This window comes from Lysinibacillus sp. FSL R7-0073, assembly GCF_038009065.1.
In the GTDB taxonomy this organism is placed as follows: domain Bacteria; phylum Bacillota; class Bacilli; order Bacillales_A; family Planococcaceae; genus Lysinibacillus; species Lysinibacillus fusiformis.
Map to the genome: position 1 here is coordinate 2,599,449 of NZ_JBBPAS010000001.1, position 14,958 is coordinate 2,614,406.

General features: G+C 33.7%; 19 protein-coding genes and 2 pseudogenes. 10 read left to right on the forward strand and 11 right to left on the reverse strand.

Going from position 1 to position 14,958, the window contains the following annotated elements; all coding sequences use genetic code 11:
* Nucleotides 1–71 precede the first annotated feature (71 nt).
* Both MKY88_RS12820 and MKY88_RS12825 read left to right on the forward strand, forming a co-directional pair.
* Nucleotides 72–581 (forward strand): DUF3231 family protein, encoded by a 510-nt coding sequence (locus MKY88_RS12820; protein WP_193832159.1) that lies wholly within the window; start codon nucleotides 72–74, stop codon nucleotides 579–581.
* A gap of 267 nt (nucleotides 582–848) precedes the next feature.
* Nucleotides 849–1,103: a hypothetical protein gene (locus MKY88_RS12825; protein WP_193832160.1), complete on the forward strand. Its 255-nt coding sequence runs from the start codon at nucleotides 849–851 to the stop codon at nucleotides 1,101–1,103.
* Between the two features lie 49 nt (nucleotides 1,104–1,152).
* Here the strand turns inward: MKY88_RS12825 and ssb are convergent, their stop codons facing one another.
* From ssb to MKY88_RS12850, 5 genes are all read right to left on the reverse strand, one after another.
* Nucleotides 1,153–1,632 (reverse strand): single-stranded DNA-binding protein, encoded by a 480-nt coding sequence (gene ssb, locus MKY88_RS12830; RefSeq protein WP_193832161.1) that lies wholly within the window; start codon nucleotides 1,630–1,632, stop codon nucleotides 1,153–1,155.
* Nucleotides 1,633–1,650: 18 nt separating this feature from the next.
* Nucleotides 1,651–1,806: a hypothetical protein gene (locus MKY88_RS12835; RefSeq protein ID WP_193832162.1), complete on the reverse strand. Its 156-nt coding sequence runs from the start codon at nucleotides 1,804–1,806 to the stop codon at nucleotides 1,651–1,653.
* Between the two features lie 557 nt (nucleotides 1,807–2,363).
* The gene (locus tag MKY88_RS12840) at nucleotides 2,364–2,810 is read right to left on the reverse strand and encodes an HTH domain-containing protein (RefSeq protein WP_193832163.1); all 447 of its coding nucleotides are present in this window, start codon (nucleotides 2,808–2,810) and stop codon (nucleotides 2,364–2,366) included.
* A gap of 453 nt (nucleotides 2,811–3,263) precedes the next feature.
* Complete coding sequence (locus MKY88_RS12845) at nucleotides 3,264–3,671, reverse strand: STAS/SEC14 domain-containing protein (protein WP_193833691.1); 408 nt, start codon at nucleotides 3,669–3,671, stop codon at nucleotides 3,264–3,266.
* Between the two features lie 60 nt (nucleotides 3,672–3,731).
* Nucleotides 3,732–3,863, reverse strand: coding sequence for an XkdX family protein (locus MKY88_RS12850; protein WP_193832164.1), 132 nt, complete (start codon nucleotides 3,861–3,863; stop codon nucleotides 3,732–3,734).
* 269 nt (nucleotides 3,864–4,132) lie between these two features.
* Here MKY88_RS12850 and MKY88_RS12855 point away from each other — a divergent pair, with 269 nt between their 5' ends.
* Nucleotides 4,133–4,519, forward strand: coding sequence for a hypothetical protein (locus MKY88_RS12855; protein WP_340813846.1), 387 nt, complete (start codon nucleotides 4,133–4,135; stop codon nucleotides 4,517–4,519).
* A 273-nt stretch (nucleotides 4,520–4,792) separates the two neighbouring features.
* A complete protein-coding gene (locus tag MKY88_RS12860) occupies nucleotides 4,793–5,437 on the forward strand; it encodes an SHOCT domain-containing protein (RefSeq protein ID WP_340813848.1) in 645 nt (214 codons plus the stop codon).
* A gap of 386 nt (nucleotides 5,438–5,823) precedes the next feature.
* Here MKY88_RS12860 and MKY88_RS12865 read toward each other — a convergent pair whose 3' ends face one another.
* Nucleotides 5,824–7,044, reverse strand: coding sequence for a stalk domain-containing protein (locus MKY88_RS12865; protein WP_340813849.1), 1,221 nt, complete (start codon nucleotides 7,042–7,044; stop codon nucleotides 5,824–5,826).
* 76 nt (nucleotides 7,045–7,120) lie between these two features.
* Complete coding sequence (locus tag MKY88_RS12870; RefSeq protein WP_340813850.1) at nucleotides 7,121–7,285, reverse strand: hypothetical protein; 165 nt, start codon at nucleotides 7,283–7,285, stop codon at nucleotides 7,121–7,123.
* Nucleotides 7,286–8,449: 1,164 nt separating this feature from the next.
* Between MKY88_RS12870 and MKY88_RS12875 the strand changes: the two genes are divergently transcribed.
* The 5 genes and pseudogenes from MKY88_RS12875 (at nucleotide 8,450) to MKY88_RS24615 (ending at nucleotide 10,927) form a co-directional block, all read left to right on the forward strand.
* Nucleotides 8,450–8,959: a DUF3231 family protein gene (locus MKY88_RS12875; protein WP_069481558.1), complete on the forward strand. Its 510-nt coding sequence runs from the start codon at nucleotides 8,450–8,452 to the stop codon at nucleotides 8,957–8,959.
* A 45-nt stretch (nucleotides 8,960–9,004) separates the two neighbouring features.
* Nucleotides 9,005–9,475 (forward strand): annotated as a pseudogene (locus MKY88_RS12880) (manganese catalase family protein); the annotation flags it as partial.
* 358 nt (nucleotides 9,476–9,833) lie between these two features.
* Nucleotides 9,834–10,100: a gamma-type small acid-soluble spore protein gene (locus MKY88_RS12885; RefSeq protein WP_340813851.1), complete on the forward strand. Its 267-nt coding sequence runs from the start codon at nucleotides 9,834–9,836 to the stop codon at nucleotides 10,098–10,100.
* 555 nt (nucleotides 10,101–10,655) lie between these two features.
* Nucleotides 10,656–10,826 (forward strand): annotated as a pseudogene (locus MKY88_RS24610) (hypothetical protein); the annotation flags it as partial.
* Between the two features lie 20 nt (nucleotides 10,827–10,846).
* Nucleotides 10,847–10,927, forward strand: a complete 81-nt coding sequence (locus tag MKY88_RS24615) for a hypothetical protein (protein WP_419182570.1) — start codon at nucleotides 10,847–10,849, stop codon at nucleotides 10,925–10,927.
* A gap of 100 nt (nucleotides 10,928–11,027) precedes the next feature.
* Here the strand turns inward: MKY88_RS24615 and MKY88_RS12890 are convergent, their stop codons facing one another.
* The gene (locus MKY88_RS12890) at nucleotides 11,028–11,576 is read right to left on the reverse strand and encodes a hypothetical protein (protein ID WP_069481561.1); all 549 of its coding nucleotides are present in this window, start codon (nucleotides 11,574–11,576) and stop codon (nucleotides 11,028–11,030) included.
* Between the two features lie 374 nt (nucleotides 11,577–11,950).
* Here MKY88_RS12890 and MKY88_RS12895 point away from each other — a divergent pair, with 374 nt between their 5' ends.
* Entirely contained in the window at nucleotides 11,951–12,340 is a 390-nt protein-coding gene (locus MKY88_RS12895; RefSeq protein WP_340813852.1) for a spore coat protein, read from the forward strand.
* Nucleotides 12,341–12,664: 324 nt separating this feature from the next.
* Here MKY88_RS12895 and MKY88_RS12900 read toward each other — a convergent pair whose 3' ends face one another.
* The 3 genes from MKY88_RS12900 to MKY88_RS12910 all read right to left on the reverse strand — a co-directional run bounded on the left by MKY88_RS12900 (nucleotide 12,665) and on the right by MKY88_RS12910 (nucleotide 14,857).
* A complete protein-coding gene (locus tag MKY88_RS12900; protein WP_328200675.1) occupies nucleotides 12,665–12,820 on the reverse strand; it encodes a hypothetical protein in 156 nt (51 codons plus the stop codon).
* Between the two features lie 195 nt (nucleotides 12,821–13,015).
* Entirely contained in the window at nucleotides 13,016–13,735 is a 720-nt protein-coding gene (locus MKY88_RS12905; protein WP_340813853.1) for an ABC transporter ATP-binding protein, read from the reverse strand.
* Nucleotides 13,736–14,857, reverse strand: a complete 1,122-nt coding sequence (locus MKY88_RS12910; RefSeq protein WP_328200673.1) for an ABC transporter permease — start codon at nucleotides 14,855–14,857, stop codon at nucleotides 13,736–13,738.
* Between the last annotated feature and the right edge of the window lie 101 nt (nucleotides 14,858–14,958).

Here is a 14,958-nt window from a genome sequence, read left to right on the forward strand (position 1 = left end):
AAATGAATGTTTTTCTTTTTCCACCCATACTAACCATGCTTTAGCCAAAAACAAAAAAAGGATGTGTAAGTATGGGTATTATGGGCGGAAATCCAAAAGACGAACCATTGCATTATGGTGAAGTATTTAGTGTTTGGTCGGGTTTAGTTGTGAACTATGGTATAATCTCTGGCTACCAAACGTTTTATAATCATGCTGGTGACGAAGATCTTAAAAAAATTATTGAAGATATAATCGAACTTTGTAGAGATGAAGTAAAGCAATTAGAAAAGATTCTAAAAACAAATGGAATTGCTTTACCTCCTGCTTCACCAGAAAGACCAGTAGCAAGAATGGAAGATATCCCTGCAGGAGCAAAATTTAATGATCCTGAAATAAGTGCTGCACTTACAGCTGACCTTGCTGCTGGACTAGTTGCATGCAGTCAAGGAATGGGAATTTCTACTCGAGAAGATATTGCACTAATGTATGGCCAATTCCATACAGCAAAAGCTCAAATAGGTGCCAAACTACTTCGTCTTAATAAAAATAAAGGTTGGTTAGTTCCACCACCATTACATGTAGATTATCCTGAAAAATAATTTTTATTATGTCTGACAAACCGTCTCCCCAGTATTAAACTGGGGCTTTTATTTTGTATAAGAAATTTTAATCTGCACACATTATTATTGAGTGTATCGCACGCACTTGCTGTGGCGCTGGTTGACCGTCACAGCCTCCCTCATTTAAACCTTCAGTTAGGATAATAGTGTTGTTGGCAAAGATCAGTACCTTCATGAGTATTACATTATAATTCCTAGTGATAATAAAACCTCTTCTGAACAGACTAATTTGAGGAGGTGAAATCCATGTCAAAAAATCGAAACAAGAACCAAACTGCTGACCAAATTAGACAAAAAATCCAGCAAGCTGAAGCTAACAAAAATCAAGCTTCTGGTCGTTTTTCAAATCAAAATTTTGTGAGATCAACGAACAACGTAGAATTCGGAACTGAGACTGATGCGAACCAAGTAAGACAACAAATTCAAATTGCTGAAACAGAGTACCTTCAAGGAGCTTCTGGCCCTAAAGCAAATTATGGTTTTGGAAATTACTTAAATTAATTTTTTCCGGCAGATTTAATCTGCCGGTTTTTGATTTAATCCTTCCAATTTACCATTCAATCGTCACCTCTGCTCTCGGATTATCCAGATACCACTTACGAGCAACTAACTCTGTCACTTGGCTGTCGTCATGCCATATAACCTTGCTCAGGCCGTCTTTAATGCCTTTTGCTAAGTTGTAGGTCTTAATTGGCCATTTAACTGTGCTGTTTCTTGGCTCTAAGAATTGGATGCTGTCAGGTACAACATTTGTAGTGAACACACGCTTTCCATACTGCCCCTTATAGCCACCTGTTTGGATTCGCCCTTCCAAACCTATTAAGCTTCCTTTCTTTATGAAGTTTGCTAGATTCTCTGCCTGTTTACGCCATGCCTGGCAATTTATGAAGTCTGCCTCTTGTTCGCCGTTCTGCCCTTTGAATGTACGGTTTACTGCAACTGTGAAGCGACATGACGCAATTCCATTTGGTGTGTAGCGTAATTCAGGATCTTTAGTAAGTCGGCCAACTAAAACGACTCGGTTAATCAAGCCTCTACACTCTCCTTCTTACCTAACATTTCGATTAGCAAACCACTCTGGTACTACCTCTGTACGTCCTTTTGGCTTTTGATAAGTGAACTGGCTAGATTGCTGTCGCTTGTTTTTCTCTCTTTCTTCCTTGGCCTTTAGTTGCTCGACATTTCTCCAACAACTTTTTATCACAATTTTCCTCCATACGAGGATCACAAATAATATATTTTTCTAAAGAAGCTTTACTGTATCTAGTTTCTCTAACTAGATCATCAATATCCCAATACAATGTTCGCTTTCTGAATGTGTCTTGTGCTAGACGATCATACCTATCTAATAAAACCTTTTTATTAAGACCAGTTTTTTCTAAAACTAATTAAGATAAGTCATTTTCTTGAATAGCCATTTCAAACGGCTTCCCCTCAACAAGTATTAACCTGTTTGATTTCTTTCAGTAATCAAACACTGTCGCTTAGTAGCTTTTAAAAGTCCAAGATTTATCGAAGGATAAAATTTGTTTACATATTTACTTCCATTCCATATCCTCACCAACTTCATTGGTGCAGAAAAAAATTATTTTTTGAACAAGATTCTTGTACATTATAATTAGTTGTTCTTTCATCATTTCATACCTCTCGACAGGAACGTTAGTTTGCATTACTTTTAGAACAAACGTTTGTATTTTATCAAGTGAAAATTGTGGAAATAAAAAAGCCCAGGCTCAAACTAATGAGTACCTGGGCCAAAATTTAGCTATGTAATATAAAATGAAGCATGATGACATTCACACATATCTTCAGTTCTATATCTTTATCTATTAATTGTTTTTGTCTGAAATCAATCAGCTCTTGTTCTTCTACATGAATAATTTTCGATAAACTTTCAATTGATAACATGTAATTCGTTATCAGATCATTTAATAGTATTGTTGTTCTTTCTTTTGCATTAAAACTTTCAAACCCAAAATTTAACATGGTTATTTTATTCTCAATTTTTTCAAATTGTTCATTTGAAATGTTACCTTTATTATTCATTAAATTCTCCAAATCATTCATTGGTAAATCTAATATTTTCGAAATTTGTTGATGATTGAAATTAAATTTTTCAACCAATTCTTTAATATTTTCTTTAATATAATCAAATTGTGATGAGTTTGTTCCAAAAGATATTTCTACATTATCCTTAAATTCTACCATAATATTATATCCTTTCATTTCATTATGTAATTATATTCACTACATCAATGTAATATTTTATCCTATTTTTTTGTAATTAATACATATTTTATGGAGGTAGAAAATGAAGAAATTATTTTCACTGGTACTAACTTTATTATTATTTATTGGATTGATGCCAACAAATAATGTATGTCTTTTTTAGTACCTCTGCAACGGATAAGACAATTGCGATCATAAAAATGTTTGTTAAATCCATATAAAATACCTCCAAAGTTTAATTTTTCAGTAATGATTCGATTAATAAGTAGATTAATCCACCAAATAAAAAGACATGAGGCGAATCGAGATTCAGTACAATGTACCGTTGCCCCATCTCGATTGCTCCCATAGCTCATAATAAAAGCCCTCCACTGATTGATAGTGGAAGGCGCATTACTGTTGTTAAATCATTCATCAATTATATAATGACTCTTATATTGAATACTCGACCAACCATTTGAAAGCTAGTCCGTAATTATCGAAAAATTCAACAGACTCTTTTGTGTTGGATTGCTTTAAGTGGTTCATTATCTCTCCTTCTTCAAGGAGAAACGCAATTGCTTTGCTGTGTTTTAGAATGGTATCATTAAAAAACTTATCTTTCCATTCTTTCTGGACAGAAAAATGGTCTGGAATATAGCCTTTTCTATCAACCAACAATTTGTACTTTCGACCTTCAGAAATAAATTGCTGACACACCTTTTCAAAACCATTAAACCAATCATCAACATCTTCAATTTTTATGTGACCTATTAGGTGAGTAACTATTATATCTCCAAAAACTTCGGTGTTGATGCTTTTTTCTATCAACTTTGAATCATCTCCCTTAGTTTCTATTATCCGTTAAAGCTCTATAAAATCAAATACTCACCATCTAATATTTAGACAATAAAAATAACGCTAAGCTTCTGCCTGCGTCTCGAAATCTTGTTTTGTTATAGCCTCATATTGTTCAGGGGTAATCTCACCAAACGGATTAGCCTCCGTTTTCACTGCAATTCTTAATTGTTCAGCAGTCACCCACTTAAACATGAAAGCAATTTGCCGTTACAGATTGGTCTTTGTCAGAATCATAAGCATTTCCTGCGATGCTCATAACATCGTTTTCATACAAAGTCATTAATGATACTTATTTTTGTACATCAGTAAACTGATGTTAATAGTACTGAACGAATTTTCAAAAACCTCCATTTATTAACTTTAACGGTTATAATAAAGTATAAAAAATACCAAATTAAACCTTATGCAAATTTAACTAAAGTGTTTGATTTAAAGTATTTTGTATTTAAGGAGCGTTATTAATGAAAATTCAAACCAGTAATACATTAAATTATTTGAAAACAGAGGTAACTAAAAATATAAAAAGTGAAAGTCTCTTAGATTTATTTGGAATTAAAAATATACATAAAGACGAAGACGAAAACGAGAAAAATATCAAACCTAAACTCGAAACCAGATATGAAGATGGTTATATACGTACATATCTTGTGAAATCGAATGGACAAAAATTAGTTAGATTACTTGTTAGGGAGGTTAAACAAACTCAAGAAAACATGAAAGAGTCCATAGATATAGAGGATATGTTAATACAAGAGCTTGAAAAGTTATCTAATCTCAAAAAATTTGAACAGAATACTTCTATTTTTGAAAAAGAAAAAAATATTTATAAATATAAAACAGGTATTTGAAGACGAAACAGTAAAAACCCTGATTAGAATTGATTATTAATTAGCTAGGTTAAGAAATCCTTATTTATTGCTTATTGCCACAATCCTTGGAATGTGGCAATAAATTCCTATAAGGCCCACATCAGTCCAACATCTGTTTTACAATGTTATCCTTAAAAGGGCATGTTATAAACATGTCCTTTAATAGCACCATTATTGGGGAATTTACTTATTTATGTTTTTATACTATTCTTTTACCAAATCATTTCAGAAAAATAAATACGAGGTGACAAAATGAGCTTTTTCAAAAAAATAATGGGGACATTTGAAAAGACTCCAGAGAGACAAGCTGTTATAGATGCAAAAGAACGTACAAAACAAGAGGATATCCAACAGCGAGAGAAATATGTGGGCACTAGTTTAAATAGAGGAATGAAGTACACTTTTTATAAGCCAGCAATCCATTATTTCGAAAGCACTGTGCAGTTGGCGAATGAAATTGTACTCTCCTCTTTACCAGCTGAATACGATTTTCGAGATTTAGAAAAAAAAGGTCTTTTGATAGCAACAAATATGCGAGTAGTTTTTGTTACAAAAATGGGTGTTAGCCAATTCTATAAGTCAATTTACTATAAATATATGGAAGGTATTTTTTTTGCCTCTGATGGTATTGCTCAAAAAGAATTGATAATCCTCACTCCAGGTTTACGTGAAACATTTGATGATATTTTAAATGATGATCGTTTAAACAAGTTTATAGATGTTGTGCAAAAACAAATGCAAGATAGCAAAGATAACCCTCGTATGACTAATGATAAAAAGAAATTATCTGCCTCAGCCGATCCATATAGTGATTTAGAAAAAATTGCGAATTTACGAGATAAAGGGATTTTAACTGAAGAAGAATTTTTAGAAGAAAAGAAAAAAATTTTAGGCTAGCTCAGGATGCCATGTGGAAAATAATAATTAATACTAAATTTCATTTACAAATATTTAGTAAAATTATCAAAAGTATTTGAGAAGCTGGGTAAGTTGTGAGAGATATTAAAGATAAAGGTGCTTTAAAAACTAATTGAACATTCTAGTAACAGAACATGACATAAACATGTCCTGTTAAAATCGATATCTGACCATCTTAAACCACCTTCTTCGCCCCGTCTCATGCCAGTGGCAGCTAGAATTGACATTGTGCATAGCCCTAATAGGTTGACTCAAGCGATCTTCAATTTGTATCGCAGTGTGAATTGTTGCCATGATCTCACCCCTTTTTGGCATAATAAAAAGAACACCATAAAATCACTGTTTTGGTGTTCTTGAGTTACAAATTATAAAATGCCTTTATTTTTTAAATCTTCTTGGTTAATGTAAGTATCTCCATTATAAATTTTAAATCGTATTCCATTAAAAGTATTTTCAACATCTTTTTCATTATCCAGATAATCTATGGGCATATCTGGAACTTCGTATATTACTTTTTCAACAGTGCCAGTAAGAGTGCTAGTTTTTGAGAAAGCCATTATTAAAACGGTTTGATCCCCTACTCGTTTAGCATGTGCAGAGAAATCAATTCCCTCTGAATTCATATGAAACTCTTTCAATGAAATCCATTCATTGGGTTCTATGTTTTCTAAATCTATATCATTAAATGGATCTCTATCCAGAAGATTAATACCTTCTTTAACTTCTAGATATCTATCAACTATTCTAGTGGCTTCTTGTGAATACATACCTTGGGTTAACCAATCCTGGTATGTTTCACCGAATGTTTTTGCTAACCAATTTTGATTTATTAAACCCTCATTCTGCCCCAATAAACGCTCTAGAGAAGTAATATCTGAGAAAAAACTATATAGTTGACTTCTTGTATGAGTATAAGTTTCCCCATCGTATATCCAACTGATTTTCTCTTTCAAATCTTTAGGCTTTAAATCTTCATAGGTAACACTGTAAGAAGAAGAGTTTCCAGTATAGTAAATAGAATAATGATTTTCATATGGATAGCCAATTAACTTTTTATAATCAGAATATTTTCCTGTTCCATTAACTTCATAAATTTTTCCAAAATCAATACTATTTATATCTATGATAGTATCAAACTGAGTTGAAACGTTTGCTTGTTTGTCAATTATAGCTATATCTGTATCAATTAAAATGCGCTGGGTGGCACTATCCCATATAACATCGTGCCCTAAATATTCAGATATAAAGCGTAAAGGCACATAAGTACGATTGGATATTACTTGTGCAGGCGCGATTAAGTTTACAACCTTAGCATCAACTAATGCACTATTTTTCCCGATTTCTAAAATTATTTTATGACCACCTTTTACAATTTCCACCTGCTGTTTGGCTTGATTCCATTTTGTTTCGCCTTTTAAAGCAGTATTAATAGCACGTATCGGAACTAATGTACTACCATTAATAACTGTTGGTTGCACGTCCATTTCCACTTTTTCATTTTGGTAAAATACGTCGATTGCGAAAGCTGTAGTAGATATACTCAGTGTTATAACTACAGTGAATACAAGTATTAAAAATTTTTTCATAATACCCCTCCTTATACACAAATATACATAATTAGAAGAGATTACTCTATAGCTATCTAGCATAATTATCTAATTTTTATCGTTTCTTACCTTTTCTAGATCCACGTTTCACTTCGTGTTCTTGCTTTTTGTCATCTGCAATTTTGTCTTGTAGTGACGTGATGACACATGCTTTATCAGTCATTGATAGTGACATGTACTCAGACGGGAGACGACGCATTTTTTGTACCCACCAGTACATTATATTAGCGTCAACATCGCCGTCCTCAATTAGTTTTTTACTTCTTCAACCATATCCTCAAGCGGCTGCCGCATTCGCAATTTCACCGATTGTCAGCATGTTCCCAAGTAACTGATCTGAGCCCATTAATTCCGCTGAAAGAAGTAGCCTCTCGGCTACTTCTTCATTAGTTTCAATATATTGTTTCTGACCCTAAATAGTGTTGTACTAGATAATTTCATGCAATAGCACGCATACTATTTCCATTTAGTAGTCTATGAAGGATCTCACTCTCTATCTCTAAATTCCAATGGAATACGGTTTTGCACCTCTGCAATTTTTTACTCGTAACCTTCATTCGATAGTTTAACAAATATACACGACGTTGGCTTCTGTATACACTGGTTTATTCGTGTCTCTACTAGCCTTTGGCAATATTGCTTCAATGACAAATACATAGCTGTTTTCGCCCCAATGTAACTATGGTTATCACAATCTCCGCTACTAGCTGGCGTGCTTCCTAAAAATTGTTTCAACCTTCCAACGATAATTCTCAACCCAATGAAGTAAACCCTCTTTCGTAACCTTAATTTCTTTTCCCTGTTAACATAGGTTTGCCCTCCTAAGTTGTAATGCTAATGACAAAGCCATATTTCAAAGAGCATGTAGCGTCTGCTAACGTTTTTTTATGTTTAAAAAGTTTATTACATGATAAATTTTGTGTGATGTCTCGCGATCATAAAGCTATAAGGGAAGTTACAGCTTTTTTATGTACCACAACCTGAAGCTTGTGTTCTTAATTTGGTTGTTGTTGTTCTCCCTTTTGCTCTTTTCTTCATTTCTTTCTAATTCTACAGGAGTAAACTCAATAGCAATTTCCTCTGCTCGTTTATACTTTATTGGGAAGATCTATACTTTTAAATCTATACCAATATAAATCAGATGTATAAAAACTTAATAAAAAACTTGAAGGAGCTACAGAGATTTTACTCGCTGTGGCTTTTTATAAAGTAAACGCCTATCATAGTCCTTAGTTACTTGTTCACTTTCTGAATAGAAGGTGGTCCTTTTTAATTTTATTTTATTAAACTCGACCTTAAATACTTTTTTAAAAAGTGAATGGTAATTATTATTTCACCCATACTAACCATGCTTTAGCCATAAAAAAGAAAAGGATGTGTAAGTATGGGTATTCTTGGTGGAAATCCAAAAGATGAACCGTTACATTACGGTGAGGTATTTGCTGTTTGGTCTAGCTTAATTGCTGACTATGGTATGATTTCAGGTTATCAAACATTTTATAATCACGCTGGTGATGAGGATTTAAAAAAAATAATTGAAGATATCATCGAACTTTGTAGGGATGAAATAAAACAATTAGAAAAAATCCTTAAAACAAATGGAATCGCTTTACCCCCCGCGTCACCTGAACGACCTGTAGCTAGAATGGAGGATATTCCTGCTGGTGCTAAATTTAATGATCCCGAAATAAGTGCTGCTCTTTCCGTAGACCTAGCTGCAGGATTAGTTGCGTGTAGCCAGGCAATGGGGACTTCTACTCGCGAAGATATCGCGTTAATGTATGGTCAATTCCATGCCTCAAAAGCTCTAATCGGGGGCAAATTACTGCGACTTAACAAAAATAAAGGATGGTTAGTTCCACCACCATTACATGTTAATTATCCAGAAAAATAAAATTAACTCTATTTCCCCGAATCGAGAGAATGTAAATGTATTATTTGGAATGGCTCTTGGGTGTATGCTCACGGAAACCTCATCGCAGATTTATTAGATAACTTAGTTCTTGAGTCAACTGGTGTACTTCAAAAAACACGAATATATGAAATGAGTTCTAATCAGACTTTTAGGGAAACACTTGCTTTTCTAATAGTTCGTGACAATGCTCATCAAAACGCTTTTGCCAAAGCATTAGAAACTTTAGGAGTAGATTGGGGAAAACTATTCCCTGTACCTAACTACGATATCAACAAATATCCTGAATGTAGGAAGTTCGTTGAAATGGGCTATCATAATGCTCAGTTTAACTTTAGATTAGATCCAACTCGTATCGGTGAAATCTTCCAAGGACAAACTCCTAGTAGAAATGGTGGAGAACTAAATGTGACTCCACCGCCTGAAGGATTCGCTGCACCAGCTATGCCAGAGATGCCAAACGAACACAGCCCTGGCCTTAAAGATATGAGAAATTAATTAAAACATTTTAAGCTGTAGCGTGCGACGACGTTGCAGCTTTTTTCAATGTATGAATACTAATATTCTACACATACTAATAAAAGTGTTTCGCACACACTTGCTGTGGCGTTGGTTGACCGTCACGGCCTCCTAATTACTTAGAGTCACTACCAACTCAGTGACTCTTTTTTGTTTCTTCCCTTAATAGTTCACTATTAGGCTAATGTACTAAACATATATATTTTAGTGCTAACCTAAAGAGAAACTTTTCTTATTAGGTTAGTGCCCATATATACCACCATAATATTTTTTTACATACAAAAATACGGATACTAACTCACCTTCTGTACAAACTATTTTCAGGAGGTGATTTTCAATGGTGAACAACAATCAAAACTTTAACTCACAAATTCCGAATGCAATGAGCCAAGAATTTGGAAACGAAACTGATATTAATCAAATTAAACAACAAATCCAAAAAGCTGAAGCTAACAAAAAACAAGCTTCTGGTTCAACGAACTCGATGAGCCAAGAATTTGGAAATGAGACTGATGTTAATGAAATCAGACAGCAAATCCAGCAAGCTGAAGCTAACAAAAAATTTGCTTCTGGTCGTTTTTCAAACGAAAACAATACAAAGTAAAATTACTAATCAACCGGCAGTCTCTGCCGGTTTTTGTTTACATTTATGGTGTTGTTTTTCCCTACTAAAAAAGCTGCAAAGATAACGCTGTGGCTTTTCACATTTCTTCTATACATAAATAGACCTCAATAACATCACGTCCTAGTTGTCCCCTCTTTAATTTTACATCTTAATCATTTTCCGTATTTCCGACCTCAACACCAAGTTAGTCATTAAGCTAAATGTAATAAGCACATTAAGTTGCATATTTCGTATTAACAGGTGTATCAATGGACGAAGAAATTTGAAACTAACGTTGTAAATGGATTACGTGATCGCCGTGGTCAAGTAAATGGTATTTATGACTTTGACCATCAATCGTCCGCGAAATGAAAATAATCAAGCGATAATTAACGAAAAGCATATATATGTTTAATGCAGATTAGTGGATGGAAGTCTATTATTCGTAGAAAACGCAAGCCTTATCGTAGATCCCCAGCACATCATGTGGCCGAGAACGTGTTGAATCGAGCATTTACATCTGAAAAGCCAAATAAAAAATGATGTACTGATGTCACAGAAATTAAGTATGGAAACGGGAAAAAAGCTTATTTAAGTGCAATTATCGATTTGTATGATGGTTCGATTGTGAGTTATGTGTTGGGTCATCTGAATAATAATTCCCTAGTTTTCAAAACAATCAAATCAGCTATTCAATCATTAAGTACGATTCATATGGAGAGTTAGAACAAGCGATAAATGACTAGATTCATGTTTATAATCATTATCGCTACCAAAAACGATTAAACGGCTTGAGTCCTTTAGAATCCAGAGCTCAAGCCGCTTAATGCAATTTTTATTATTTCCACTGTCTACTTGAGAAGGGGTGCAGTTCATGGACTTTTCAACTGCTTAATATGAAACAACACTCATATACGTGTACTTTTATTATTTCTTCTCGTTCAAAATATCTGGATAAACTATGGTATTAATCACTTCTCCACTTGATTCGTCTTTAAAAATTACTGTCACTTTATAATTCTCAACGTCTGAACCATTAAATAATTGATAGTACATGCCTGTTAGACCAAGTCCAAATGATGCCATTGTATCGAAACTAGTTTCAAACTCTTTTTTGTTTACAGATACTGTGAATTCTGAAAAGGATTTGTTATATGTAATATCTTTTACAGATTTGATATTATCACTAGTTTTAAGTTCATCTACACTTGCTAATATCCCTTCTTTTAAACCTTTCATCATTTCTTCGTGCTCTGGTTTAGGCATTTTATAAGTTAAAGATCCATCATCATTTTTAATGACTTCTTTAATCCCACTGTTTTTTGCCTTTGAAATAACAGAATCGATGTCTTGTCCTTCGAAAAATAAAGCGGGGATGGTTACTTCTACGTCTCCACCCTTTTCTTGATCCTCACTACATGCAGCCATCAAAGCACCTAGTAATAAAAGTAATGGTAACATCCATTTTCTAGCCATTAAATCTCCTCCTCATACACAAATATACAGAATATGAAGGGATTTCACTATAACTATTACAAAAAAACATTTATTCATATAGTAAATACTTTTCATCGATTGCTATTATCTGTGTACGAATGCGGATAGAATCCTTCGACTTTTCATTCAAAATCACCTCCCGTTAATAAATAGTAACATCTATTTTTAGAATTATATTTCCATGATTGAAAATAAACAATATACATGTATTCTTCGTATTCTTCTTTAGCAGTCATACTGAAACCGACTCTTATGAATATTTTTATTAAAAATTCTTCACTCTTCCTTCCTTATAGTCTAGAGAATCGCATTCCATATGAATAACTTATTTATAGAATGGAGGTGAAAATAAAATGGCATCATTTGAAATTGGAGCGAGAAGTCTTTTCAATTTTCGAAACGAACGCTTTTTCCTATTAGTTGAGGATGAAATTACAATTCCAGATAAAGGTGTGGAGATTGATCCAGTTAACATCTATGAGATTGACCAACAAACTTTCAATTTTATCAGAGATGAAGGAGATACACCTGTGGTTGTACCACGTTTTAACCTTCCTCCTGTACCACCTGGATTTAAATTAGAACGAAAATGTATTTTTTCAGTCAATAATTCTTACTTTGTCATCTATGATTTAGAAAATGGCACTGATAACAATGTTTTATTAAGAATTAGTGCAGCTTTATTTAACTCATTGAGAAATTCCGGTGTTCGTGAATGTATTCCTCAGGATTTCATTAATTAAGAATGCTATAAGAAACAAGTAATCAGTTTATTTTTATTAAGCTGAAACTATTTTAAATAGAGAATTCTTAGTTAATGTTTAAAAGGATAGAAGAGCTTAAATAAAATTCGCTCTATCTATCCTCTTTTTCCCTACAAATGACCTTATTTATTACAACAATTAAATTAATCTTATGTTTCTTTACTCCACAACCGGGCATTTTTGTAGTGTAAATAATGTATAGCATTTTGCAATTTAAACTGTACTATTAGGCTTTTAAAATGATTTAAAGCTCTTTCCTGATTTATTTACTTTTTATTTTTACTCGTGCCCAAATAAAAGTAATTATGCAATTGGCCCTAAAGCCGAAACAACCTCTGAAATAATTCCACTTCCCAAGATTGGAGATTCCTGTTCCGTGTTATTTGATCCTGCATGGGTTTCTTTGAAAGTAGCGCTATTTTTCCATTGAGTAAAGTCTTCAATCGTGTTCCAATACATATTTACATTCAGTTCTTCCTATCCGGTTAGATTTTTAGTAATTAAAACCTCCACTTTAATAAGCCCTTCCGTTTTTTGTAAAGGTCCTGACCTAGTGAACATGAGCGCCATCTTTGCAGCAAAACCTAATTTCGTTTTAATACTGTTTGTTACAATAATCATTGATTAATGCTCTTTAATTTTCTACAAAAATTTCTATTCATTAGTAGAGGTAATTTTCAAGTTTTCACAATTAAAGGATTCATCATGTTTAAGTCTGCCATCTTCCATTCGATACACTTTATCGCAGTATTCAAGCATCCGTTCGTCATGGGTAACCATAATTGCTGCTTTGTTTCTTGTTTTTGCTTGTATAGATATGAGTTGAACCACTTCATGAGCTCTTTTTGAATCCAGACTAGCTGTTGGCTCATCTGCCAGAATAATAGATGGGCTGTTTATAAATGCGCGGGCAATTGCAGTACGTTGGCGTTCTCCTCCAGATAACTGTTCGGGCAATTTATTCAGTTTTTCTGCTAAACCGAGACTTTGCAATAATTCCTTTGCATATTCCTTATCCTGTTTTAGAAGTTTCCCTGACATTCTTTTTACTACAAGTAATTGTTCAAGAACATTTAAATAAGGAACAAGATTACTGGTTTGTAAGATAAATCCTATTTCATCCAGCCGCAATTGAGCTAAGTTCTTTTGGTTTAACTGATTAAGGCTCTTGCCGTTAAGAATAACTTCACCTTCAGATGATTGGAGTAAGGCGCCTGCAATTGCAAGAAAGGTACTTTTACCCGAACCTGATGGGCCAATAACAGCAATAAACTCACCTTGTTCCACAGTTAGGGAAATATTATCAAGGGCAAGAATTTGATTTTCTCCCTGTTGATACAGTTTGGAGACATTTTCTAATTGTATACCTGACATTTATTCCATCCTCCCAATCGCTTGAAGTGGGTCTATTTTTGTAATTTTCCGAACTGAAACTAATGAACTTAAAATAGAAATGACAAGTAAGGACAGGGCATAAAGGACAACTATTTTAAGGTCAAGTGAAAATGGCATTTCATCAGGAAGAATAAGGGCTGTCCCATAGGTTAACAAGATACCTGCTGCAATACTAATAAATGATAATAGAAATACTTGTGATACAATAGCTTTCCCGAGGAAACGATTGCTGGCACCAATGGCCTTCAATATGCCAAACTGATTCGATTTTTGCAAGGTAAGTACGTAAAAGAATACCCCCAGTACAAATGCCGAAATGGCCAAAAGGAAAGCAAGCATCATCATAATTGTGCCATTCTCTTCCTTATAACCGGGCATTCCCTGTATGGCAGTGGCCTTAGTTACTGTTTCAGTATTTTTGAATACTTGACTTAGTTTCTCGGAGTCAATTTTCTCCCCCTGCAGCATAATTGCGTTTACAGGTTTCTCAATACCTTTATCAGAACCAGGTGCTGCAAATTGAATGGAGCGCCATTTATCCAAAGTAGTAAAAATTGCAGGCAAATGATTGTATGTTTCATTTTTTACAAACCCGACAATTTTCAACTTCTCTAATGATCCCTCTATTTTCATCGTATCACCAATTTTAAACCCCTTTTTCTTTAAAGTATCATTAGCGATAACTTCCAAAGACTGATTTGCATCGAGGTGCTTTCCTTCTTCAACATTAGGTTCCAGAAAACTACCGGGATTGATTCCTAGAATGGCAATATCTACTTTTTCATTTTTATTCGAACTTGAATTATTTGTTACTGTTCCCATAGTGGCACCCATTGCTGATACCGCTGAAACATTAGGTTGGCTTTCTAGTTTCCCTGCTAATGATTCACTCAATAGTGATCGGCTCATAGAGGCTCTTGATTCCTCTTCAAAGGTTACATAATCGGTATCCATATTTTTAAAAGTTGCTGCACTAAGAGTGGAAAGGCCGTTACCTAATCCAGATAAAATGAATACTAGCCAAGCAATTAGAATAGTTATAACGCCAATCATCAGAAAGCGTAATTTACCATACTTTAATTCTCTAATAGCAAGAAACAATATACGTCACTCCTTTATCATAAATATATAGTCATGTTTGACTAATTGAATTCTAATAGTTTATTACTGATTAGTCAAGCATGACTATATAATTTTAATAT

Coding starts and splice junctions, on each gene's coding strand:
- MKY88_RS12820 (WP_193832159.1), top strand. CDS start 72: ATGGGTATTATGGGCGGAAATCCAAAAGACGAACCATTGCATTATGGT.
- MKY88_RS12825 (WP_193832160.1), top strand. CDS start 849: ATGTCAAAAAATCGAAACAAGAACCAAACTGCTGACCAAATTAGACAA.
- MKY88_RS12840 (WP_193832163.1), bottom strand. CDS start 2,810: ATGGTAGAATTTAAGGATAATGTAGAAATATCTTTTGGAACAAACTCA.
- MKY88_RS12850 (WP_193832164.1), bottom strand. CDS start 3,863: ATGTTTAAGTGGGTGACTGCTGAACAATTAAGAATTGCAGTGAAAACG.
- MKY88_RS12855 (WP_340813846.1), top strand. CDS start 4,133: ATGAAAATTCAAACCAGTAATACATTAAATTATTTGAAAACAGAGGTA.
- MKY88_RS12860 (WP_340813848.1), top strand. CDS start 4,793: ATGAGCTTTTTCAAAAAAATAATGGGGACATTTGAAAAGACTCCAGAG.
- MKY88_RS12865 (WP_340813849.1), bottom strand. CDS start 7,044: ATGAAAAAATTTTTAATACTTGTATTCACTGTAGTTATAACACTGAGT.
- MKY88_RS12870 (WP_340813850.1), bottom strand. CDS start 7,285: ATGTACTGGTGGGTACAAAAAATGCGTCGTCTCCCGTCTGAGTACATG.
- MKY88_RS12875 (WP_069481558.1), top strand. CDS start 8,450: ATGGGTATTCTTGGTGGAAATCCAAAAGATGAACCGTTACATTACGGT.
- MKY88_RS12885 (WP_340813851.1), top strand. CDS start 9,834: ATGGTGAACAACAATCAAAACTTTAACTCACAAATTCCGAATGCAATG.
- MKY88_RS12890 (WP_069481561.1), bottom strand. CDS start 11,576: ATGGCTAGAAAATGGATGTTACCATTACTTTTATTACTAGGTGCTTTG.
- MKY88_RS12895 (WP_340813852.1), top strand. CDS start 11,951: ATGGCATCATTTGAAATTGGAGCGAGAAGTCTTTTCAATTTTCGAAAC.
- MKY88_RS12900 (WP_328200675.1), bottom strand. CDS start 12,820: ATGTATTGGAACACGATTGAAGACTTTACTCAATGGAAAAATAGCGCT.
- MKY88_RS12905 (WP_340813853.1), bottom strand. CDS start 13,735: ATGTCAGGTATACAATTAGAAAATGTCTCCAAACTGTATCAACAGGGA.